Annotated in this window: 20 protein-coding genes and 1 pseudogene; 20 read left to right on the top strand and 1 reads right to left on the bottom strand. The window is 61.5% G+C overall.

Features of this window, described 5'->3' with window-relative positions; all coding sequences use genetic code 11:
* Positions 1–34: 34 nt before the first annotated feature.
* The 7 genes and pseudogenes from FHT75_RS15775 (at position 35) to FHT75_RS15745 (ending at position 5,910) form a co-directional block, all read left to right on the top strand.
* Positions 35–661, top strand: coding sequence for a methyltransferase family protein (locus tag FHT75_RS15775; protein WP_063475562.1), 627 nt, complete (start codon positions 35–37; stop codon positions 659–661).
* Positions 662–1,017: 356 nt separating this feature from the next.
* Positions 1,018–1,227, top strand: a complete 210-nt coding sequence (locus FHT75_RS15770; protein ID WP_063475563.1) for a hypothetical protein — start codon at positions 1,018–1,020, stop codon at positions 1,225–1,227.
* Positions 1,228–1,236: 9 nt separating this feature from the next.
* Positions 1,237–1,610, top strand: a pseudogene (locus FHT75_RS15765) (GFA family protein).
* A gap of 255 nt (positions 1,611–1,865) precedes the next feature.
* Entirely contained in the window at positions 1,866–3,158 is a 1,293-nt protein-coding gene (locus FHT75_RS15760) for an efflux RND transporter periplasmic adaptor subunit (RefSeq protein WP_097630830.1), read from the top strand.
* 12 nt (positions 3,159–3,170) lie between these two features.
* Positions 3,171–3,887 (top strand): ABC transporter ATP-binding protein, encoded by a 717-nt coding sequence (locus tag FHT75_RS15755; RefSeq protein ID WP_097544435.1) that lies wholly within the window; start codon positions 3,171–3,173, stop codon positions 3,885–3,887.
* Complete coding sequence (locus tag FHT75_RS15750) at positions 3,877–5,079, top strand: ABC transporter permease (RefSeq protein WP_097630829.1); 1,203 nt, start codon at positions 3,877–3,879, stop codon at positions 5,077–5,079. The genes FHT75_RS15755 and FHT75_RS15750 overlap by 11 nt, the downstream gene beginning before the upstream one ends.
* Before the next feature lie 216 nt (positions 5,080–5,295).
* The gene (locus FHT75_RS15745) at positions 5,296–5,910 is read left to right on the top strand and encodes a GntR family transcriptional regulator (protein WP_097630828.1); all 615 of its coding nucleotides are present in this window, start codon (positions 5,296–5,298) and stop codon (positions 5,908–5,910) included.
* A 51-nt stretch (positions 5,911–5,961) separates the two neighbouring features.
* Here FHT75_RS15745 and FHT75_RS15740 read toward each other — a convergent pair whose 3' ends face one another.
* Positions 5,962–6,774, bottom strand: coding sequence for a ferredoxin--NADP reductase (locus FHT75_RS15740; RefSeq protein WP_047615092.1), 813 nt, complete (start codon positions 6,772–6,774; stop codon positions 5,962–5,964).
* A gap of 366 nt (positions 6,775–7,140) precedes the next feature.
* Here FHT75_RS15740 and pcsA point away from each other — a divergent pair, with 366 nt between their 5' ends.
* The 13 genes from pcsA to glmS all read left to right on the top strand — a co-directional run bounded on the left by pcsA (position 7,141) and on the right by glmS (position 22,633).
* Positions 7,141–7,869, top strand: a complete 729-nt coding sequence (gene pcsA, locus FHT75_RS15735) for a phosphatidylcholine synthase (RefSeq protein ID WP_047615095.1) — start codon at positions 7,141–7,143, stop codon at positions 7,867–7,869.
* 9 nt (positions 7,870–7,878) lie between these two features.
* Complete coding sequence (locus tag FHT75_RS15730) at positions 7,879–8,859, top strand: quinone oxidoreductase family protein (RefSeq protein WP_097630827.1); 981 nt, start codon at positions 7,879–7,881, stop codon at positions 8,857–8,859.
* A 39-nt stretch (positions 8,860–8,898) separates the two neighbouring features.
* Positions 8,899–10,467, top strand: coding sequence for an ABC transporter ATP-binding protein (locus FHT75_RS15725; RefSeq protein WP_097630826.1), 1,569 nt, complete (start codon positions 8,899–8,901; stop codon positions 10,465–10,467).
* A complete protein-coding gene (locus tag FHT75_RS15720) occupies positions 10,457–11,542 on the top strand; it encodes an ABC transporter permease (protein ID WP_097630825.1) in 1,086 nt (361 codons plus the stop codon). Before FHT75_RS15725 ends, FHT75_RS15720 begins: the two co-directional genes overlap by 11 nt.
* Positions 11,539–12,459, top strand: a complete 921-nt coding sequence (locus FHT75_RS15715) for an ABC transporter permease (protein WP_063475568.1) — start codon at positions 11,539–11,541, stop codon at positions 12,457–12,459. The genes FHT75_RS15720 and FHT75_RS15715 overlap by 4 nt, the downstream gene beginning before the upstream one ends.
* 53 nt (positions 12,460–12,512) lie before the next feature.
* Positions 12,513–13,589 carry a BMP family ABC transporter substrate-binding protein gene (locus tag FHT75_RS15710; protein WP_047615813.1) on the top strand — a complete coding sequence of 359 codons (1,077 nt, stop codon included), beginning with the start codon at positions 12,513–12,515 and terminating at the stop codon, positions 13,587–13,589.
* Between the two features lie 146 nt (positions 13,590–13,735).
* On the top strand, positions 13,736–14,698 hold the full coding sequence (ytfQ, locus tag FHT75_RS15705; protein ID WP_063475569.1) for a galactofuranose ABC transporter, galactofuranose-binding protein YtfQ: 963 nt from the start codon (positions 13,736–13,738) through the stop codon (positions 14,696–14,698).
* 118 nt (positions 14,699–14,816) lie between these two features.
* The gene (ytfR, locus tag FHT75_RS15700; protein WP_097544443.1) at positions 14,817–16,340 is read left to right on the top strand and encodes a galactofuranose ABC transporter, ATP-binding protein YtfR; all 1,524 of its coding nucleotides are present in this window, start codon (positions 14,817–14,819) and stop codon (positions 16,338–16,340) included.
* Positions 16,337–17,350 carry an ABC transporter permease gene (locus FHT75_RS15695; RefSeq protein WP_047615108.1) on the top strand — a complete coding sequence of 338 codons (1,014 nt, stop codon included), beginning with the start codon at positions 16,337–16,339 and terminating at the stop codon, positions 17,348–17,350. Before ytfR ends, FHT75_RS15695 begins: the two co-directional genes overlap by 4 nt.
* Positions 17,347–18,315 carry a galactofuranose ABC transporter, permease protein YjfF gene (gene yjfF / locus FHT75_RS15690; RefSeq protein ID WP_047615110.1) on the top strand — a complete coding sequence of 323 codons (969 nt, stop codon included), beginning with the start codon at positions 17,347–17,349 and terminating at the stop codon, positions 18,313–18,315. The genes FHT75_RS15695 and yjfF overlap by 4 nt, the downstream gene beginning before the upstream one ends.
* A 16-nt stretch (positions 18,316–18,331) precedes the next feature.
* Positions 18,332–19,117 carry a FadR/GntR family transcriptional regulator gene (locus FHT75_RS15685; RefSeq protein WP_047615420.1) on the top strand — a complete coding sequence of 262 codons (786 nt, stop codon included), beginning with the start codon at positions 18,332–18,334 and terminating at the stop codon, positions 19,115–19,117.
* 164 nt (positions 19,118–19,281) lie between these two features.
* Positions 19,282–20,643 (top strand): bifunctional UDP-N-acetylglucosamine diphosphorylase/glucosamine-1-phosphate N-acetyltransferase GlmU, encoded by a 1,362-nt coding sequence (gene glmU / locus FHT75_RS15680; protein ID WP_097630824.1) that lies wholly within the window; start codon positions 19,282–19,284, stop codon positions 20,641–20,643.
* A 163-nt stretch (positions 20,644–20,806) separates the two neighbouring features.
* Positions 20,807–22,633, top strand: a complete 1,827-nt coding sequence (gene glmS / locus FHT75_RS15675) for a glutamine--fructose-6-phosphate transaminase (isomerizing) (RefSeq protein WP_047615111.1) — start codon at positions 20,807–20,809, stop codon at positions 22,631–22,633.
* The last annotated feature ends 44 nt before the right edge of the window (positions 22,634–22,677 follow it).

Genomic DNA, 22,677 nt, shown 5'->3' with positions numbered 1-22,677 from the left:
CCATTTCATTGTTTTATAAAGATAGGAACCAGTTATGGTCTATCCAACGTCTGCCAGTCTTCCGTTCAAGCAGAAGCGGCGAATCTTTGTGCTTTGGGCACTCACGGTGGCTTTTGTAACCGTCCAGCTTATTGTGCATCCGATATTCCCTTCGGAAAGCATTATTCCGACGTTACTCGCTCAAGTCGGAACATTGCTGATCGCCTTTGGTGTAATCGGACGAATCTGGTCGACCGTCTATATTGGAGGTCGAAAGAATTCCGAGCTCGTGACTAAGGGACCCTATTCGATCACTCGCAACCCTCTGTACGTCTTTTCGCTGTGCATGATCATCGGCGTCTGCCTGGTGTTTGGAAGCCTGCTCTCTACCGCAATTTTCACATTGCTCGCCTATCTCGTCTTCAGATATACGGCGGAGCGAGAGGCCGTATATTTATCTCACCTGTTCGGCGAGCAATATGCAGAATACTCTCGGCGTACCCCGTTGTTCTGGCCCCATTTCTCGAATTTCGAATGGGGGCAGGTTCCCGTGATTTCCAGCCGGGCTCTGCTGGTTACGTCCAGAGATTCTCTCTTCACTATCGCCATCATCCCCTTTTCTGAACTGGTCGAATACCTTCGAGAAAGCGGCTTTCTAGCCATGGCTATTATTGTCCCTTGAAAGTGACCGTGTGAACAGCACGTCGAGGCGAGTCAATAAGCGTGTTAGGCTATCGCGGAACTCTCCGGCTTCATGGTGAAGGGATGGCGTCAACGAGGCGGACCGGGCGGGTAGGGAACTCGTCTGCCATTTCGTTGGCCATCGGGAGAAAGCGGAAAAATCCCGATGTTCTCCGGCACCGCCGCGTCCGCTTGGCGCGGTCCGCAACCTCGGTCCGATAACCCACATATTGGCGAAAAGGTTCCAGGAAAACAACCGCATTCCCCCATGCCGGAAGCCTCGATGCGGCGCGCCGGCTCTTTCCAAATCGACGGGTCGCACTAGCTTAAAGGGGACGTGACGAAAAGGAGAAAACCATGACCGACGCACCGAATACGGCGACCCCGGCGCGGAGAGTGTTGCGTGGCCGCCCCTACAGCATCAGCGAATTTGCCAGGAAATACCGGTTGGACGACAAGGAGGCAAAGCGCCTCTACGAGAAGTTCGGCCCATCCGCCACCGAACTCGATCTGTTGATGGCGGCAAAGCGTCGCCCGCCGGGCCTTCCGTCCAGTCTCGACGCCTGACGCCGCGCCATGAAGATCCGAACCGGAGGCTGCCTTTGCGGAGCGGTCGCCTACAGGGTGGAAGGCGAGCCGCTTCGCGTCGGCCTCTGCCACTGCGCCGATTGCCGCAAATCGAGCGGCTCCGCCTTCGTCTTCTTCGCGGTCTGGCCACGTCAGGCTTTTTCCCACAACGGCGAGATCGCCACCTTCGCCGGCCGCAGCTTCTGCGCTGCTTGCGGCAGCCGCCTTTTCTGCCTTAGGGACGATGAGGCGGACTCCGCCTGGGCTCGCTCGACACTCCGCCGACCGACCTTGCACCCGGCTATGAAGTCTGGATCAAGCGGCGTGAACACTGGCTGCATCCTTTGCCCGGCGTCGGCCAATTTGCCGAGGATGCGAACTGACGGGCGCTAAAGCGCGTCGCGATCGACATCGCTTGCCGGGCTTTAGGTCTCGGGTTGGCCGCATGTCGTGATCGCAAAACCGCGGCACACATTGCGCGACATGCGCAGCGCACCCAAAACTTGACTTTCCTTACCAATATTTCATTTCACCCATCCGCAATTCCGTGCCACTTCCGCGGCAACGCTAATCGCCGGTTCATCTGCGTTGTGATTATTTCACCGCAGAGGCCGCAAGCGGCACTGATCGAGGACAGCATGAACAAAATCGTAAGCGGCAGCGAAACCGGAGCAAAGGCAGGTGAAGCGTCCGACCTCGCAGCGATCCTTGCCGCGTCGGGACGTCAGGGCAAGCGCAGCCGCTGGCGTGGGCGCCTGCTCATTCTTCTCCTCGTCATCGCCGCCGTCGCAGGCGCCGCTTATGTCTATATGGGCAGAGGGCAGAGCGAAGTGAGCTACGCCACCCAGCCGGCAAAACGCGGCGACCTGACCGTGCTCGTCACCGCCACCGGCTCGGTGCAGCCGACCGAGCAGGTGGATATATCGAGCGAGCTTTCCGGCACTGTCCGCGATGTCAATGTCGATTACAACAGCACGGTCAAATCAGGTGAGGTGCTCGCCCTTCTCGACACCAACAAGCTCGAGGCGGATGTGAAGAGTTCGCGCGCCAAGCTCAATTCGGCCAAGGCGAACGTCGTCAAGGCCAATGCCGACATGCAATCGGCGGGCACCTCGCTCGAGCGGTTGAAGAGCCTGGTCAGGAGCAATGTCTCCACCCAGCAGAGCCTGGACGACGCCACCTACAAATATGATTCCGCCGTTGCCGCCAAACAGATCAACGAAGCCGAAGTCCTCGCCGCGGAAGCCGACCTGCAGCTTGCCGAAGTCAATCTCGCCAAGGCGAAGATCATCTCGCCGATCGACGGCGTCATCCTCACCCGCTCGGTCAATCCGGGCGCGACGGTCGCAGCCTCGCTTTCGGCGCCGATCCTTTTCACCATTGCCGGCGACCTGAAGAAGATGGAGCTGCAGGTCGATGTCGACGAAGCCGATGTCGGCCAGATCGCCGTCGGCCAGAAGGCAAAGTTCACGGTCGACGCCTATCCCGACCGGACTTTTCCCGCCGAAATCGAGCAGATCCGCTTCGCCTCCGAAGTGGTCAACAATGTCGTCACCTACAAGGCGGTGCTGTCGGTCGACAATGCCGATCTGCTGCTGCGCCCCGGCATGACGGCGACGGCCGATGTCACCGTCGAGGCCGTCAAGGACACGCTGATGGTGCCGAACGCCGCGCTGCGCTACGCTCCGGCGCAGGCGGAACGGCGCGGCCGCGGCATTTTTGGTATCTTCGGCCCGCCACGCCAGCGCAACAACAATGCCGGTTCGGCGTTGACGGGCACGCAGCGCCGTGTCTGGGTGCTGCGCAACGGCCGCCCGGTACCCGTCATCATCCAGGTCGGCTCATCCGACGGCCAGTTCACCCAGGTCGTCTCCGGCGACATCAAGCAAGACGACGCACTGGTGACCGACGCCACGACGCGTGCGAACTAGGCGGAGAGACGGATGGCAAGCCCGCCGCTCATCGAATTCAGGCAGGTCTCGAAAATCTACGGCGAGGGCGAGGCGGCGATCCGCGCGCTCGACCGCGTCGACCTGGCGATCAATGCCCATGAATTCGTCGCGATCATGGGTCCGTCAGGCTCCGGCAAGTCGACGGCGATGAATATTCTCGGCTGCCTCGACGTGCCGACATCAGGCGACTACATCTTCCAAGGCATTCCGACCAGCGGCTTCGACCGCGGCCAGCTGACGCTGCTGCGCCGCCATATGCTCGGTTTCGTCTTCCAGGGCTTCAACCTCCTGTCGCGCACCTCGGCCGTCGAAAATGTCGAACTGCCGCTGATCTATCGCGGCATGGCGGTGCGTGAGCGGCGCGAACGGGCCCGCGAAGCCCTGGCGCTGGTCGGCCTCACCGGCCGCGAACATCACAAGACACAGGAACTGTCAGGCGGCCAGCAGCAGCGCGTCGCCATCGCCCGCGCCATCGTCACCGAGCCGGCACTGCTTCTGGCCGACGAGCCCACCGGCAATCTCGATACGAAGACCAGCGTCGAGATCATGGATTTGATGACGCGGCTGAACCGCGAGCAGGGCATCACCATCGTCATGGTCACCCACGAACCTGATATTGCCGCCTATGCGCAGCGGCTGCTGCGTTTCGTCGATGGAAAGCTGGAGACCGAAGTCGAGCACCGGAGGAGGGCGGATCATGTTCTTTGAGACGCTGAAGCTGGCGCTGCGGGCCATCAGCCGCAACATGCTGCGCTCCTTCCTGACCGTGCTCGGCGTCGTCATCGGCGTTGCCGCGGTCATCGCGCTGGTGACGATCGGCAACGGCACCACCGCGCAGGTCTCGACCGAACTGTCGCGGCTCGGCACCAACATGCTGTTCGTCCGTCCCGGCCAGTTCGGTCCCGGCCGGGCGAGCTCCGAGGCCAAGCGCTTCAGCGTCAAGGACGTCGCGGCGATCCGCGACCAGATTGGCGGCCTGAGGGCTGTCGCGCCGCTCAACCAGTCGACGGCGACGGTGATTTTTGGCGGCCAGAACCATTCGACCAGCGTGTCGGGCACCACCAACGATTATTTCGTCGCCCAGGACTGGAATCTGACGCTCGGCCGCACTTTCACTCCCGCCGAGGAACGCGGCCAGTCTCGCTGCATCATCGGCGAGACGGTGCGCTCGCAGCTCTTCGGCAGCGCCGACCCCACAGGCCAGCAGATCCGCGTCGGCAAGGTCTCATGCCCGGTGATCGGCGTGCTCGCCAAACGCGGCCAGTCCGGCATGGGCAACGATCAGGACGATGTCGTGATCATGCCGGTCAAGGTATTCCAGCGGCGCATCAGCGGCAGCAGCAACGTGCCGCAGATCATCATCTCGGCGCGCGACGGCGTCTCCACGGCCAAGGTGCAGTCCGATGTCGAAAATCTCCTGCGCGAGCGCCGCAAGATCGTGCCCGGCCGCCAGGACGATTTCAACGTCAACGACATGACGCAGATCGCCGAGGCGATGACCGGCACGACGACGCTGCTGACCGGCCTGCTCGGCGCCGTCGCCGCCATCAGCCTGCTCGTCGGCGGCATCGGCATCATGAACATCATGCTGGTCTCGGTCACCGAACGCACCCGCGAGATCGGCATTCGTCTCGCAATCGGCGCACTGGAAAACCAGGTGCTCACCCAGTTCCTGGTCGAAGCCGTGGCGCTGTCGCTGTTCGGCGGCATCACCGGCATCGTGCTGGGGCTAAGCCTCGGCTTCGGCGCGGTGACGTTGCTGAAAGTGCCCTTCGTCTTCAGCCCGATGATGATCGCCGTCGCCTTCCTGTTCTCCGCGGCAATCGGCATGATCTTCGGCTATTTCCCGGCGAGAAGGGCAGCGCAGCTCAACCCCATCGAGGCGTTGCGGCACGAATAAATGCGTTGTGGGATGATGTGTCTCCACGCTAACGGAGGGTGGGGAGTCGGCAGGAGCTATTTCACGGCTCGGGCGCTGGTATCGCAACACCATTCACCGAACTTCGCAGGCTCGCTATGTTATCTATCTGTCTCTATTCTGATATATCAGCCTGACTTGCCATCGGTTTTCGAGCGTGCGAGTATGTGATATATCAGTAGGGCAACGGATTCGGGCATGCAGACTTCACAAAGCCATCTTGCCTATCTCGCGCTGGAGCATCTGATCGTGACGCTGGCGCTGAAGCCCGGCGCGCTTGTTACCGAAAAGCAGCTGATCGATATGGCGGGCCACGGGCGCACGCCGGTGCGTGAGGCGATCCAGAAGCTCGCCTGGCAGGGGCTGATCCTGGTGAAGCCGCGCGTCGGGCTGCAGGTCGCCGAGATCGCGGCTGAGGATCATCGCAATGTCATGCAGGTGCGCCGCGAGCTGGAGCCGATCGCAGCAGGCTTGGCCGCCGAACATGCGAGCGACGAACAGCGCGCGCGTCTCGCCGACTGTGCCCGCGCCATGGACGAATGCACTGTGACGGGTGATCTCGCCGGCTTTTTTGCCGCTGACAAGGCCTTCGACGAAATTCTCGAGGATGCCTGCCCAAACGGCTTCATCATGGCGGCGCTCGGCCCGGTACAGACGCATTCGCGCCGCCTCTGGTATTCCACCGCAAGCCCGGAGCGCATGGATCGCGCCATCGCGCTGCATGTCGCCGTCATCCAGGCCATCCGTCAGGGCAGGCCGGACGAGGCGCGCGCCACCATGGCGACGCTGATCAATTATCTCAGCCAGGAATAGAAACGGCCCCGTTTCCGGAGCCGTTGTCAGATCGGATTGTCGGGAAAATTTTCAGCCGACGAAAGCGCGCTCGATGACGAACTCGGCGGGCTTGCTGTTGGCGCCTTCATTGAGGCCGGCCTTTTCGAGCAGTTCCTTGGTATCCTTCAGCATCGCCGAGGAGCCACAGATCATGCCGCGGTCAATCGCCGGGTCGAGCGGCGGTACGCCGAGATCGGAAAACAGCTTGCCGGAGGAGATCAGGTCGGTGATGCGGCCGCGATATTCGAAATCCTCGCGCGTGACGGTCGCATAGTGGCGCAGCTTGTCGCCGACGACTTCCTTCAGCAATTCGTCATTCTGGATTTCGTGCACGAGGTCGAAGCCGTATTTCAGCTCGGCGACATCGCGGGTCGTATGGGTGAGGATGACTTCCTCGAACTTCTCATAGGTCTCAGGATCGCGGATCAGGCTGGCGAATGGCGCAACACCCGTTCCCGTCGAGAACATGTAGAGACGACGGCCGGGCGTCAGCGCGTCGAGCACCAGCGTGCCAGTGGGCTTCTTGCGCATCAGCACCTGGTCACCCGGCTTGATCGCCTGCAGATGCGAGGTCAGCGGGCCATCCGGCACCTTGATCGAGAAGAATTCAAGCTCTTCGGCCCAGGCGGGGCTGGCGATCGAATAGGCGCGGAAGACCGGCTTGCCCTCGACCATCAGGCCGATCATCGCGAACTCGCCGGAACGGAAACGGAAGCCCTGCGGCCGGGTCATCGTGAAGCGGAAGAGCCGGTCGGTGTAATGCGTCACAGCGAGCACCGTCTCGGCGTAAACGCCGGCGGGGATGGACGGGGCGAAGTCTTCGGTCTTTGCAGGCGCGTTCATTGCGGTAGAGGATCCCGTTTCGTCGGATGAACTGTCGGATGCGAGGCTGATATTACATATCGGGCCGGAATTAAAGGCATTCCATTCCATGCAGCGCCCATCAGAGGAAATATGCATGTCATTGTCAGGATTCAATGGCCACTAGGGGGCAAGCAGGGGCGGGCGGGGAAAGTCGTATTTCCTGCTGGCGAAGCCCGGCAAAGGATGCATATTAGAGCGGCGCGCCGAAATGGATGCCGGTTTTCGGCAAAAACGGTGCGACAACAAAGACCTACGGCGTCGGAACCCTCAGCAACAGGTCCGGCAATGGTGGCGAAATAAAAAAGATGCTTGCCGGGGCGAGCGCGATAGGGCGGTCGGGGGAATATGAAGATTTTCAACTACAAGCGTGTTCCTTACGCGGAGATGCGCGCCTTTTCCGTCCATATCCTGACGGCATCCGGCTCCTTCCTTGCCTTTCTCGGCGTCGTTGCCGCTGCCGAGCATCGCTTCATCGACATGTTCTGGTGGCTGGGTCTCGCCCTTCTCGTCGACGGCATAGACGGGCCGATAGCCCGCAAGGTGCGCGTCAAGGAAGTGCTGCCCAACTGGTCGGGCGATACGCTCGACAATATCATCGATTACGTCACCTATGTGCTTCTGCCGGCCTTCGCGCTCTATCAGAGCGGCATGATCGGCGAGCCCTGGTCCTTCGTCGCCGCCGGCATGATCGTCGTCTCCAGCGCCATCTACTATGCCGATATGGGCATGAAGACGGATGAGTATTTCTTCTCCGGCTTCCCGGTCGTCTGGAACATGATCGTTTTCACGCTGTTCGTCATCGATGCCAGCGCGACGACCGCGCTTGCCGTCGTCATTATCTCGGTGGTGCTGACCTTCCTGCCGATCAATTTCCTGCATCCGGTCCGCGTCAAAAGGCTGCGCCCGCTCAATCTCGGCGTCTTTTTCCTGTGGTCGGCACTCGGCATTTTTTCGCTGCTGATGCATTTCGACACGCCCGAATGGGCACTCATTCTCTTTATCGTGACCGGGCTCTATCTTTACGTCATCGGCGCGGTGCTGCAATTCTTCCCCGCCCTTGGACGCGAAGCTTAGGATAGGCAGATGACCAAAACGCAGGCTGTTTCATTCTCGAGGACGGGCGGGCCCGAGGTTTTCGACTATATCGAGATCGATCTCCCGCCGCCCTCGGCGGGCGAAGTGCAGATCAAGCAGGCGGCGGTCGGCCTCAATTTCATCGACGTCTATTTCCGCAACGGCAGCTACAAGGTGCCGCATCTGCCCTTCGTCACCGGCAAGGAGGGCGCCGGCACCGTGACATCGGTCGGTCCCGGCGTCGAGGATTTCAAGGTTGGCGACCGCGTCGCCTATGCCAGCGCCGATGGCGCCTACAGTGCTGAGCGCAATATCGAAACGCGCCATCTGGTGCATGTGCCTGACGGCATTGCGCTCGAAACGGCGGCGGCGATGATGCTGAAGGGCATGACCGCCGAATATCTGTTGAACCGCACCTTCAAGGTCGGGCCGGAGACCGTCCTGCTGTTCCACGCCGCTGCCGGCGGCGTCGGCCTGATCGCCGGCCAATGGGCAAAGGCGCTCGGCGCCACCGTCATCGGCACGGCGGGCTCCGAAGACAAGATCGAGCTGGCGCTTGCCCATGGCTACGACCATGTGATCAACTATAAGAGCGACAATTTCGTCGACCGTGTCCGCGAAATCACCAGCGGCAAGGGCGTCGATGTCGTCTACGATTCGATCGGCCGTGATACTTTTCCACAGTCGCTTGACTGCCTGAAGCCGCGCGGTCTCTTTGCCTCCTTCGGCCAATCCTCCGGTCCGATCGAGAATTTCACCCTGGCGATGCTGGCGCAGAGGGGTTCGCTCTTTGCGACGCGGCCGACGCTCTTCACCTATATCGCCGCGCGCCAGGAACTGATCGACAGCGCCAAAGCGCTATTTGATATTGTGCAAAGCAACAAAGTGCGTATCAATATCAATCAAACTTATCCGCTGCGTGAGGTTGGGCGGGCTCACGCGGATCTGGAAACAAGAAAAACAACAGGAACGACGCTGCTGATTCCATGAGATCCGAACGGACCGGTTGGCAGAAGAAATGAGGGGAACGTGTCGCCATTGAATGTGCCGGATTCCGGTGCGTTATTATCGGTCCAGAAGCTGACGAAGTTCTTCGGAAGCTTTGCCGCCTGCAATGAAATCGATCTCGATATCGCGCCGGGCGAAATTCACGCGCTTCTCGGCGAAAATGGTGCAGGCAAATCCACTCTGGTGAAGATGCTGTTCGGCGTTCTCGAGCCGACGGGCGGGCATATCCTGTGGCAGGGCCAGCCGGTTGCGATCACCTCGCCGGGCGAAGCCCGCAAGCTCGGCATCGGCATGGTCTTCCAGCATTTTTCGCTGTTCGAGGCGCTGACGGTTGCCGAAAACATCGCGCTGTCGCTCGATGACGGCATCCCGATCGACCGGATCGCCGAGGAGGCGAGGGCGCTGTCGGTCGCCTACGGCCTGCCGCTCGATCCGCATGCCCATGTCGCCGATCTCTCGGTCGGCGAGCGCCAGCGCATCGAGATCGTCCGCGCGCTGCTGCAGAACCCGAAGCTGATCATCCTCGACGAGCCGACCTCGGTGCTGACGCCGCAGGAGGCCGACAAGCTGTTCGAGACGCTGTTCAAGCTGCGTGCCGAAGGGCGTTCTGTTCTTTATATCAGCCATCGCCTGGAAGAGGTGCAGCGCATCTGCGATCGCGCCACTGTGCTGCGCCATGGCCGCGTGACCGGCGCCTGCGATCCCAGGCAGGAAACGCCGGCATCGCTCGCCCGCATGATGGTCGGCAGCGAAGTGGCGACGGTGACCCACCCGGAACGCAGCGACAAAGGCGAGGTACAGCTTGCCGTCGCCAATCTTTCCGTCTCTGCCCGCACCCCCTTCGCCATGCCGCTGCGCGATGTGTCTATGGCGGTGCGCTCGGGTGAAATTCTCGCCATTGCCGGTGTCGCCGGCAACGGCCAGAGCGAACTCTTCGATGCATTGTCCGGTGAATATCCGGTCGCCTCGGCAGAGGCGATCGTCATCCGCAAAAAGCACGTGGGCAATCAGGGCATTACCGCCCGCCGTCTTCTCGGCGCCGGCTTCGTACCGGAGGAGCGTCACGGCCATGCCGCCGTCTCCGCCATGAAACTCTCGGATAATCTCGTCCTCGCCCGCAGCCAGTCTGACCGCAAGGCGTTTCTGGGCCTGCTCGGCATCATCCGCCACGCTGCGGTGAAATCTGCCGCACGGCGCATTTCCGAGGCCATGGATGTCCGCAAGAGCGGCGATGATCCTGCCGCCGGCTCCTTATCAGGCGGCAATCTGCAGAAATTCATCGTCGGCCGCGAGCTCGACCGCCAGCCGGCGGTTCTCGTCGTCAACCAGCCGACCTGGGGCGTCGATGCCGGGGCGGCAAGCCGCATCCGCCAGGCCCTGGTCGATCTGGCACGGAGCGGTTCGGCCGTCGTCGTCATCAGCCAGGATCTCGACGAGATTTTCGAAGTGGCGACCGATATCGCCGTCATCTCCGAGGGCCGTCTTTCCCGCCCGTTCCCGGCGGGCGAACTGACGCGGGAAAAGATCGGCCTGCTGATGGGCGGCCTGCACGAGAGCAGCTCTGTACCCGAGGCGCCCCATGCGCATTGAACTTGAAAAACGCCCCGACGTCTCGAAGCTCTACGCTTTCGTCTCGCCGCTCCTGGCCCTTGTCCTGACGCTGGCCTTTGGCGCCATCATGTTCGCCATGCTCGGCAAGGACCCGGTCGAGGCCCTCGACGCCTTCTTCATCGAGCCGCTGCTCGAGGTCTGGTCGCTGCACGAATTGGCGATCAAGGCCGCTCCGCTGATCCTGATCGCCGTCGGCCTTGCCGTCTGCTACCGCTCGAACAATTGGAATATCGGCGCCGAAGGCCAGTTCACCATCGGCGCCATCACCGGTTCCTATCTGCCGATCGTCTTCTACGACTGGCATTCACCGCTGGTGCTGCCGCTGATGCTGATCCTTGGTGCATTTGGCGGTGCGCTTTTTGCCGCCATTCCGGCGCTGCTGAAGGCGCATTTCAACACCAATGAGATCCTGACATCGCTGATGCTGGTCTATATCGCCCAGCTCTTCCTCGACTGGCTGATCCGCGGCGCCTGGCGCGATCCGAAGGGCTTCAATTTTCCGGTCTCGCGTGATTTCGCACCGGAAGCGGTGCTGCCGGCGATCTGGGAAGAATCTGGCCGCGCCCACTGGGCCTTCATCTTCGCCATCATTGCGGCGATCGGCGTCTGGTTCATGCTGCGCTATACGCTGAAAGGTTTCGAAATCGTCGTGCTCGGCCAATCCGAGCGGGCAGGGCGCTTTGCCGGCTTTTCGTCGAAGAAGATGATCTGGTTCAGCTTTCTCTTTTCGGGCGCGCTGGCCGGCCTTGCCGGCATCAGTGAGGTCTCAGGCTCGATCGGCCATCTGCAGCCGGCAATCTCGCCGGGCTACGGCTTCACCGCCATCATCGTCGCCTTCCTCGGCCGCCTCAATCCGCTCGGCATCATCGCATCCGGCCTGGTGCTGGCGCTGACCTATCTCGGCGGCGAGGCAGCACAGCTTTCGCTCGGCGTTTCCGACAAGGTCACCCGCGTCTTCCAGGGGCTGCTGCTGTTCTTCGTGCTCTCCTGCGATACGCTGATCTATTACAAAATCCGCATTGTCTGGTCGCGGTTAAGGGGTGGGGCGGCATGAGCATCTTCGAAGCCATTCTGCTGACCGTCATCACCGCCTCGACGCCGCTCGTCATCGCGGCACTCGGCGAACTCGTGACCGAGCGCTCCGGCGTTCTCAATCTCGGTGTCGAGGGCATGATGATCATGGGCGCGGTTGCCGCATTTGCCGGTGCGCAGAACTCGGGCTCGCCCTATATCGGCATTGTCTGCGGCATTGCGGCGGGTGCGCTGTTTTCTCTCCTGTTCGCCTTCCTGACGCTGACGCTGGTGGCAAACCAGGTGGCGACCGGGCTGGCGCTCACCCTACTCGGCCTCGGCGCATCCGGCATGCTCGGCGAAGCCTATGTCAGCGTGCCCGGCATCCGGCTTGGAGAGATCGTCATTCCCGTCCTGTCGGATATTCCGGTCGTCGGCCACGTTCTCTTCAGCCAGGATCTGATCTTCTACCTGTCGATCGCGCTTGTGGTTGGCGTCAGCTGGTTCCTGTTTCGCAGCCGGACCGGGCTGAAGCTCAGGGCGATCGGCGACAATCACGGTTCGGCCCATGCGCTCGGCATTCACGTCATCCGCACGCGCTACCTGGCGGTGATGTTCGGGGGCGCCTGCGCCGGTCTTGCCGGCGCGCAGCTTTCGCTGGTTTACACACCGCAATGGGCGGAGAACATGTCGGCCGGCCGCGGCTGGATCACTCTGGCGCTGGTGGTCTTCGCCTCTTGGCGGCCATGGCGGGTCTTTGCCGGCGGCTATCTCTTCGGCGCGGTCACCATCCTGCAGCTTCACGCGCAGGCCTTCGGTCTCGGCATTCCCTCGCAATTCCTCTCGATGCTGCCCTATGCCGCGACTATTGTGGTTCTCATCATCATTTCCCATAATCGGCGTACGACGTTGATCAACACGCCCGCGTCGCTCGGAAAAGCCTTCGTACCGGAGCGATAAAGCAACAACACAAGACGGGTTTCCGGAATAACTTCAAACCAACAGGGGTCACCATGAAGAAGTTCGCATTCGCCCTTGCCGCCTCGGCTGCCGCCGTGATTGGCATCTCTTCCGCCGCTCAGGCCGCTGACAAGACGAAGATCTGCTTCGTCTATGTCGGTTCGCATACCGACGGCGGTTATTCGCAGGCCCACGATCTCGGCCGTCAGCAGGTCCAGGCCGAGTTCGGCGACAAGATCGAAACGCCTTACCTCGAAAACGTGCCGGAAGGCCCGGATGCCGAGCGCGCCATCGAGCGCCTTGCCCGTTCCGGCTGCAAGCTGATCTTCACGACGTCCTTCGGCTTCATGGATGCGACGGTCAAGGTCGCCGCCAAGTTCCCTGACGTCAAGTTCGAGCACGGCACCGGCTACAAGTCCGGCCCGAATCTGGCGACCTACAACTCGCGTTTCTATGAGGGCCGCTACATTCTCGGCCAGATCGCCGCGAAGACCTCGAAGAATCACGGGGCGGCCTACATCGCCTCCTTCCCGATTCCTGAAGTCGTGATGGGCATCAACTCCTTCGAGCAGGGCGCCAAGTCGATCGATCCGAGCTTCAAGCTGAAGGTCATCTGGGTCAACACCTGGTTCGACCCCGGCAAGGAAGCCGATGCCGCCAAGGCGATGATCGACCAGGGCGTCGACGTTCTGACCCAGCACACTGATACGACTGCGCCGATGCAGGTTGCCGAAGAGCGCGGCATCCACGCCTTCGGTCAGGCGTCGGACATGATCGCAGCAGGCCCGAAGGCGCAGCTGACGGCGATCGTCGATACCTGGGGTACCTATTACTCCAAGCGCGTTCACGCGCTTCTGGACGGCACCTGGAAGTCCGAGCAGAGCTGGGATGGCCTGAAGGACGGCATCCTGAAGATGGCGCCGTACACGAACATGCCTGACGACGTGAAGAAGATGGCCGAGGAGACCGAAGCCAAAATCAAGTCCGGCGAACTGCATCCCTTCACCGGTCCGATCAACAAGCAGGACGGCACACCTTGGCTGAAGGCCGGCGAAAAGGCCGACGACGGTACGCTGCTCGGCATGAACTTCTACGTCGAAGGCGTCGACGACAAGCTGCCCGCGCAATAAGCCGCATTCAATTCGCAGTTGCGAAGGGCGCCCCCCTGTGGGCGCTCTTTTTTTTGCTGCAGCGCATCCCAAGATTCCGATTTACAAAAGTAATACTATATGATTTTTTGACCCTGCGCCGCGAGATGCGGCATTGGGAGGAAATCATGAAATTGAAGACTGCACTTTTGAGTGCCACGATTCTGGCTGCCTGCATGTTCGGTTCGGCTTCGGCCGCCGGCCTCACTGTCGGCTTCTCGCAGATCGGCTCGGAATCGGGCTGGCGTGCGGCTGAAACGACCGTGACCAAGGAGCAGGCCAAGAAGCGCGGCATCGATCTGAAATTTGCCGATGCGCAGCAGAAGCAGGAAAACCAGATCAAGGCTCTGCGTTCGTTCATTGCTCAGGGCGTCGATGCCATTCTCATTGCTCCGGTCGTCGAAACCGGCTGGGACGACGTTCTCAAGGAAGCCAAGGAAGCCAAGATTCCGGTCATCCTTCTCGACCGTACCATCAAGGCTCCCGACGATCTGTACCTGACGGCGGTTACGTCGGATCTGGTTCATGAAGGCAAGGTTGCAGGCGACTTCCTGGTCAAGACCGTCGGCGACAAGAAGTGCAACGTCGTCGAGCTGCAGGGCACCACCGGTTCGTCGCCGGCCATCGCCCGCAAGAAGGGCTTCGAAGAGGCTCTTGCCGGCCACGACAACCTGAAGATCGTTCGTAGCCAGACCGGTGACTTCACCCGCACCAAGGGCAAGGAAGTCATGGAAAGCTTCCTGAAGGCCGAGAACGGCGGCAAGGATATCTGCGCTCTCTACGCCCATAACGACGATATGGCGGTCGGCGCCATCCAGGCGATCAAGGAAGCCGGCCTGAAGCCCGGCAAGGATATCCTCGTCGTCTCCATCGACGCCGTGCCTGACATTTTCAAGGCCATGTCGGAAGGTGAGGCCAATGCCACGGTCGAGCTGACGCCGAATATGGCAGGTCCGGCCTTCGATGCGCTCGATGCCTACCTGAAGGACAAGAAGGCTCCGGCGAAATGGATCCAGACCGAGTCCAAGCTCTACACGCCTGCCGACGACCCGATGAAGGTCTATGAGGAGAAGAAGGGTCAGGGCTACTGATTGAACCTGGAACCGCACCGGCCCATCATGGACCGGTGCGGAACTGCCGGTGCCGGCCGGGCATCATGCCCGGTTTTGGCACAGGCGTAAGGCGCAATATCAGGAAACAGCAGCCCTCATGGTTCACAATTTCGAGAATATTCTCGCAGCCTCCGGCATATCGAAATTCTTCCCCGGCGCCGTCGCACTGGATAAGGTGGATTTCACGCTGCGCCGTGGCGAGGTTCATGCATTGCTCGGCGAAAACGGCGCCGGCAAATCGACGCTGATCAAGTGCATCACCGGCGCCTACCATCGTGACGAAGGCAGCCTGATGCTGGACGGCCAGGAAATCAATCCGGCCAATACGCTCGCCGCCCAGAAGCTCGGCATCGGCACGGTCTACCAGGAGGTCAATCTCCTTTCCAATCTGAGCGTCGCCGAAAATCTCTTTCTCGGACGCCAGCCGAGGCGTTTCGGCATGACCGACGTCAGGGCGATGAACCGCAAGGCGCGCGATCTGCTTGCCGGCTATGGCATCGATATCGACGTCACCGCCGAACTCAGCCGTTTCTCCGTCGCCGTCCAGCAAGTGGTTGCCATCGCCCGTGCCGTTGATCTCTCAGGCAAGGTACTGATCCTCGATGAGCCGACGGCAAGCCTCGACAATCAGGAGGTGGCGCTGCTCTTCCGCATCATCGAGGACCTGAAGCAGCGTGGGCTGGGCATCGTCTTTATCACCCATTTTCTCGAGCAGGTCTATGCGATCAGCGACCGGATCACCGTGCTGCGCAACGGCAAGCTCGTCGGCACCCGTGACGCTGCCGATCTGCCGCGCCAGGGCCTGATCGCCATGATGCTCGGCCGCGAACTGGCGCATGTCGAGGAGGCGGTGAAGGAACGCAGCCACGCGGCAGGCGAAGTCCGATACCGTTTTTCAGGCTACGGCAAACGCGGCAAAGTCAAACCCTTCGACCTTGAGGTGCGGGCCGGAGAGGTGGTCGGCATTGCCGGGCTGCTCGGCTCCGGCCGGACCGAAACCGCCGAACTCCTGTTCGGCATCGAACACGCCGACAGCGGCAGCGCCACGATCGACGGCCAGCCTGTGACGCTTTCGAGCCCGCGCGCCGCAATCGAAAAGGACTTTGGCTTCTGCCCCGAGGACCGCAAGACCGATGGCATCATCGGCGACCTGTCGATCAGGGAAAACATCGCGCTTGCGCTGCAGGCCCGCCGCGGCTGGACCCGGCCGCTCTCGCGCGCCGAACAGAACGCGCTCGCCGACCGCTACATCAAGGCGCTCGATATCCGCACCACCGATCGCGAAAAGCCGATTCGCCTGCTTTCCGGCGGCAATCAGCAGAAGGCGATCCTCGCCCGCTGGTTGGCGACCAATCCGAAGTTTCTGATCCTCGACGAGCCGACCCGCGGCATCGATGTCGGCGCCCATGCCGAGATCATCAAGCTGATCGAAGAGCTCTGTGCCGGCGGCATGTCGCTGATCGTGATTTCCTCGGAACTTGAAGAGCTTGTCGCCTATAGTTCACGTGTCATCGTCCTTCGCGACCGGCAGCATATCGCCGAATTGACAGGCGAACGTATCACGGCCGCCGGCATCGTCGAAGCCATTGCCGCCGCCGAACATAAGATGGAGGAGGCATGAGGTCCTCGCTGAAGGCGCTGGCCTATCGCCTGGCGCCGCAATTGATTGCGCTTGTTGTCATTCTTTTGTTGAATTTCATCACGTCGCCGCAGTTTTTTAATGTCGTGGTTCAAAATGACCGGCTGTATGGCAGCCTGATCGATGTGCTCAACCGCGGCGCGCCGGTGGCGCTGCTGGCGATCGGCATGACGCTGGTGATTGCCACCAAGGGCATCGACCTTTCCGTCGGTGCGGTCATCGCGATCTGCGGCGCTGTCGCCGCATCGTCGATTGTGTCTGGAAATTCAGTTGCTTATACCGTTATCCTAACGCTTTCTATTGGGCTTGCCTGCGGCGTCTGGAACGGTTTTCTGGTGGCTGTCCTGAACATCCAGCCGATCATTGCGACGCTGGTGCTGATGGTGGCCGGCCGCGGCATCGCCCAGCTCATCACCGAAGGCGCCATCCTGACCTTCAACGATGACGGGCTGACCTTCTTCGGCAGCGGTTCGCTGCTGCTTCTGCCGATGCCTGTCGTCACCTGGATTCTCGTCGGCCTGCTCGTCATTTTGCTTGTCCGCCGCACGGCGCTCGGCATGCTGATCGAGGCCGTCGGAATCAATCGCCGCGCCAGCACGCTCTCCGGCATTCAGACGCCGGTACTGCTGATGGCTGTCTATATGCTGAGCGGCCTCTGCGCCTCGATTGCAGGCGTCATCGTCGCCGCCGACATCAAGGGCGCCGATGCCAATAATGCCGGCCTCTGGCTGGAACTCGACGCCATCCTCGCCGTCGTCGTCGGCGGCAATTCTCTGCTCGGCGGCCGTTTCAGCATTCTCGGATCGCTGATCGGCGCGATGATCATCCAGGCGGTGAATACAGGCATCCTGTCTTCCGGCTTCCCGCCCGAATTCAACCTGATCATCAAGGCCGTCATCATTATCGTCATCCTCGTCATCCAGTCGCCGGCGGTGCAATCGCTCGCTATCTTTGCCAGCCGCCGGCAGGGCGGAAGGGAGCAGTCGAAATGAACTCCAAATACCTGCCGCTGCTTGCGACCATCGTCATCTTCGTGCTCGCCTATGCCGGCTGCACGCTGCAATATCCGAACATGCTGTCGACGCGCGTCATCGGCAATCTCCTGACCGACAATGCCTTTCTCGGCATCGCCGCCGTCGGCATGACCTTTGTCATCATCTCCGGCGGCATCGATCTGTCGATCGGTTCGGTCATCGCCTTCACCGGCGTCTTCCTTGCGGTGATCCTGCAGAACACCTCGATCCATCCGCTGCTCGCCTTCGCCCTCGTGCTCGTCATCACCACTGCCTTTGGCGGTATCATGGGCGCGATCATCCACTATCTCGACATGCCGGCCTTCATCGTTACGCTCGCCGGCATGTTCCTGGCGCGCGGCATGGCTTTCGTGCTGTCGATCGACAGCATCCCGATCGATAACGAATATTATTCGACGCTGACGAGCCTCTATTACCGTCTGCCCGGCGGCGGCCGGCTGACGCTGATCGGCGGCATCATGCTTCTGGTCTTTGCCGTCGGCATCTTCATCGCCCAGCGCACCCGCTTCGGCACCAATGTCTATGCCCTCGGCGGCGGTCCGCAGACGGCGCGGCTGATGGGCGTGCCGGTCGGCCGTACGACGATCCAGATCTACGCGCTGTCGGGTTTTCTTGCGGGTCTATCCGGAATCGTTTTTTCGCTATACACCTCTGCTGGATATTCCCTTGCAGCAGTCGGCGTCGAGCTCGATGCGATCGCGGCAGTCGTCATTGGAGGGACGCTGCTGACCGGGGGAGCGGGATTCGTGGCGGGAACCTTGATCGGTATCCTGATCCAGGGGCTCATTCAGACCTACATCACCTTCGACGGCACGCTGTCGAGCTGGTGGACCAAGATCCTGATCGGCCTCCTGCTGTTTGCATTCATTCTGATGCAGAAGGCTATCCTGTTCCTTTCCAGTCTGAACAAGAGGTATGCCTGAGGGGGAGACGGATCGCTTGCGCAACAAATTGGACGAGACACGGAAGACCGGACGCAGAACCCGGACGAGCCATGCGCAGGTGGTCGATGAGCTCGGCAAGGCGATCGTTGCCGGCACCTATCCTGTCGGCTCGATCCTGCCGGGCGATACGGAACTGGCGCAACGCTTCAAAGTGTCCCGCACCGTGTTGCGCGAGACGATGAAGACGCTCGCCGCCAAGGGCATGGTCGTCGCCAAGGCGCGGGTCGGCACACGTGTGACCGAAAAGAACCTCTGGAACATGTTCGACAGCGAGATCATCGCCTGGCACTTCGACAACGGCGTGACGGAAGAATTCCTGCTGCAGCTTTATGATATCCGCCTCGCTGTCGAACCCTTCGCCGCCAGTCTCGTCGCCGAACGGGCGAATGCCGAGGATATCGAGACGCTGCGGGGGCTGGCGCTCGATATGGCGGCAAGCGGCCATACGGCCGACAGCCTGGCGCTCGCCGACCTTCGTTTCCACCTGGCGATCGCCGAAGCCTCGCACAATCCCTTCATGCGCACCTTGGGCAGCCTCATCGAAGCGGCCCTCGTCGGCATGTTCCGGATGAGCACACCGCCAACCGAAAACGGCTTCGCCAATATCGCCGACACCCATATGCGCATCGTCGATGCCATCGTTTCCGGCGATAGCGCTGCCGCGCGCCGCGCAATGGAGGACGTCATCCTGGACGGCCGCCATCATGTGCACGAGGCCTTCGCGGCTCGCGGTTCGGAGGCTGTGACAGGGCCGATTTCGGCGGCAATTTCACCTTTGTGAAGGTTCTGCCTATCGACAGCGCCAGGCCTTTCTTCAGACGCGCAAGGCACGCTGCGGCACTCTGAACTGCTGTGCAATTTTATCCTCAAATCGATTCCGATTTCAGGAATTATGCAGTAAGAGGCAACAAAGCCGCCTCATGGCGCGGATTCGCGGAGCACATCATGGAACGCACTTGTCTTGCCGTCATCCTTGCCGCCGGTGACAGCACGCGGATGAAATCCTCGAAATCGAAGGTGCTGCATCCCGTCGCCGGACGGCCGATGATCGCCCATGTGGTCGATGCGGTCGCCTCCGCCGGCATCTCATCCGTGGCGCTTGTCGTCGGCCGCGATGCCGAGGAGGTGGCAAAGGCTGGAAGCGTTGCCGGCGTCGGCATCCAATCCTATCTGCAGAAGGAACGCCTCGGCACGGGCCACGCGGTGCTGGCGGCGCGCGAAGCGATCGCCAAGGGTTATGACGATATCCTCGTCACCTATGGCGACGTGCCGCTCCAGACCGACGGGCCGCTAAAGGCCGCCCGCCAGGGCCTGGCCGACGGCAGCGACGTCGTCGTCATCGGCTTCCACACCGACCGCCCGACCGGCTATGGCCGCCTGCTCGTCAAGGATGGCGAACTCATCGCCATCCGCGAGGAAAAGGATGCGACCGATGCCGAGCGCACCGTCACCTGGTGCAACAGCGGGCTGATGGCGATCAACGGCCGCAAGGCGCTCGACCTTCTCTCGCGCATCGGCAATGCCAATGCCAAGGGCGAATTCTACCTGACCGATCTCGTCGAGATCGCCAGATCACTCGGCGGACGCGTCACCGCGGTCGATGCCCCCGAGATCGAGATGACCGGCTGCAACACCCGTGCCGAACTCGCCGTTATCGAGCGCTTCTGGCAGGAGCGCCGCCGCCACGAGATGATGCTTTCAGGCGTCACCATGATCGCCCCGGAAACCGTCTTTCTCGCCTACGATACCGTCATCGGCCAGGATGCGCTGATCGAGCCGAATGTTGTCTTCGGTCCCGGCGCGGTGATCGACAGCGGCGCCGTCATTCATGCCTTCTCGCATATCGAAGGCGCCCATGTCAGCCAAGGCGCGACGGTCGGCCCCTTCGCCCGGCTGCGGCCGGGTGCCGACCTCGCCCGCGGCGCCAAGGTCGGCAATTTCTGCGAGGTCAAGAACGGCCGGCTCGGTGAGGGCGCCAAGGTCAATCATCTCACCTATATCGGCGATGCCGTCATCGGCGCCGGCAGCAATATCGGCGCCGGCACGATCACCTGCAACTATGACGGCGTCAACAAGAGCGAGACGGTGATCGGCGAAAACGCTTTCATCGGGTCCAACTCGTCGCTGGTCGCGCCGGTGACGATCGGCGAGGGCGCCTATGTCGGCTCCGGCAGCGTCATCACCGTCGATGTGCCGGCCGATGCGCTGGCGCTAGGACGTGCCCGGCAGGAGATCAAACCCGGCCGCGCGACCCTGTTGCGCGAACGGGCGCTCGCCATCAAGGCGGCGAAGAAAGCGAAGGGCTGACCGGCCTTGCGTAACCGGCGGAAATTGAAAGTGACCGCCGAGGTGATTGAGAAATAAGCAGGAATCGCTAGGACTGGCCTCATTGTCGAAGCCTGAAGCAATTCCAGCAAAAGTGCGCTAGCGGTTTTGCGTCCGGAATTGCGCAGACGAATGAGGATACTATATGTGCGGCATTGTGGGGATCGTCGGAAATCAGCCTGTTGCCGGGCGCCTGGTCGATGCGCTGAAGCGTCTCGAATATCGCGGCTATGATTCCGCCGGCGTCGCCACCATTCATGACGGCGTGATGGATCGCCGCCGCGCCGAGGGTAAGCTGTTCAATCTGGAAAAGCGCCTCGACACCGAACCACTGCCCGGCACCGTCGGAATCGCCCATACACGCTGGGCGACCCACGGCGTTCCCAATGAGACCAATGCCCATCCGCATTTCGTCGAGGGAGTGGCCGTTGTCCATAACGGCATCATCGAGAATTTTTCCGAGCTTCGCGACGAGTTGACGGAAGAGGGTTCGGTCTTCGAAACCCAGACCGACACGGAGGTTGTCGCTCATCTGATGGCGAAATATCTGCGCGAAGGCCTGGAGCCGCGCGCCGCCATGCTGAAGATGCTGAACCGGGTGACCGGCGCCTATGCGCTGGCCGTCATGCTGAAGGCCGATCCCGGCACGATCATGGCCGCCCGTTCCGGCCCGCCGCTTGCCGTCGGCTACGGCCGCGGCGAGATGTTCCTCGGCTCGGATGCGATCGCGCTGTCGCCCTTCACCAACGAGATCAGCTATCTCGTCGACGGCGATTGCGCCGTCCTCACCCGCGACGGCGTGTCGGTGCTCGATTTCGCCGGCAAGCCGGTCAAGCGCGCCCGCCAGATCTCGCAGGCGACCGCCTATGTCGTCGACAAGGGCAACCATCGCCATTTCATGGAAAAGGAAATCTACGAGCAGCCGGAGGTGATTTCCCACGCGCTCAGCCACTATGTCGATTTCGCCGCAAACACCATCGGCGCCAATGCCGCGGCGATCGACTTCAAGGCGACGACCGGCCTGGCGATCTCGGCTTGCGGCACTGCCTATCTCGCCGGTCTCGTCGGCAAATACTGGTTCGAGCGTTATGCCCGCCTGCCTGTTGAAATCGACGTCGCCTCCGAATTCCGCTACCGCGAAATGCCGCTGTCGCCGTCGCAGGCGGCACTCTTCATCTCGCAATCAGGCGAGACCGCCGACACACTGGCATCGCTGCGCTATTGCCGGGACAACGGGCTGAAGATCGGCGCCGTCGTCAATGTCCGCGAATCGACGATCGCGCGCGAATCCGACGCCGTCTTCCCGATCATGGCCGGCCCCGAAATCGGTGTCGCCTCCACCAAGGCCTTCACTTGCCAGCTTGCCGTGCTGGCGTCGCTGGCGATCGGCGCCGGCAAGGCGCGCGGCACGGTGACTGCGGAGGAGGAGAGGGCGCTGGTGCGCCATCTCGCCGAAATGCCGCGCATCATGAGCCGGGTGCTGAACCTGATCCAGCCGCAGATGGAAAGCCTGTCGCGCGAGCTGTCGAAGTGCAAGGACGTACTTTATCTCGGCCGCGGGACCAGCTTCCCGCTCGCCATGGAAGGCGCGCTGAAGCTCAAGGAAATCTCCTATATCCATGCCGAAGGTTATGCCGCCGGTGAGTTGAAGCATGGACCGATCGCGTTGATCGATGAGAACATGCCTGTCATCGTCATCGCCCCCTATGACCGTTTCTTCGAAAAGACCGTCTCGAACATGCAGGAGGTCGCAGCCCGCGGCGGCCGCATTATCTTCATCACGGACGAGGCCGGTGCTAGCGCCTCGAAACTGCCGACCATGGCAACGATCACCCTGCCTGTGGTCGATGAAATCATCGCGCCGATGATCTTCTCGTTGCCGATCCAGCTGCTCGCCTATCACACCGCCGTCTTCATGGGCACCGATGTCGACCAGCCGCGCAACCTGGCGAAATCCGTGACCGTGGAATAAGCCTGCAACGCCGGGATCGTCGCGCCGAAACATATTGTGCGACG

It is taken from the genome of Rhizobium sp. BK112 (genome assembly GCF_014193215.1).
Lineage (GTDB): Bacteria > Pseudomonadota > Alphaproteobacteria > Rhizobiales > Rhizobiaceae > Rhizobium > Rhizobium anhuiense.
This window is presented reverse-complemented; position numbering and strand designations above follow the sequence as displayed.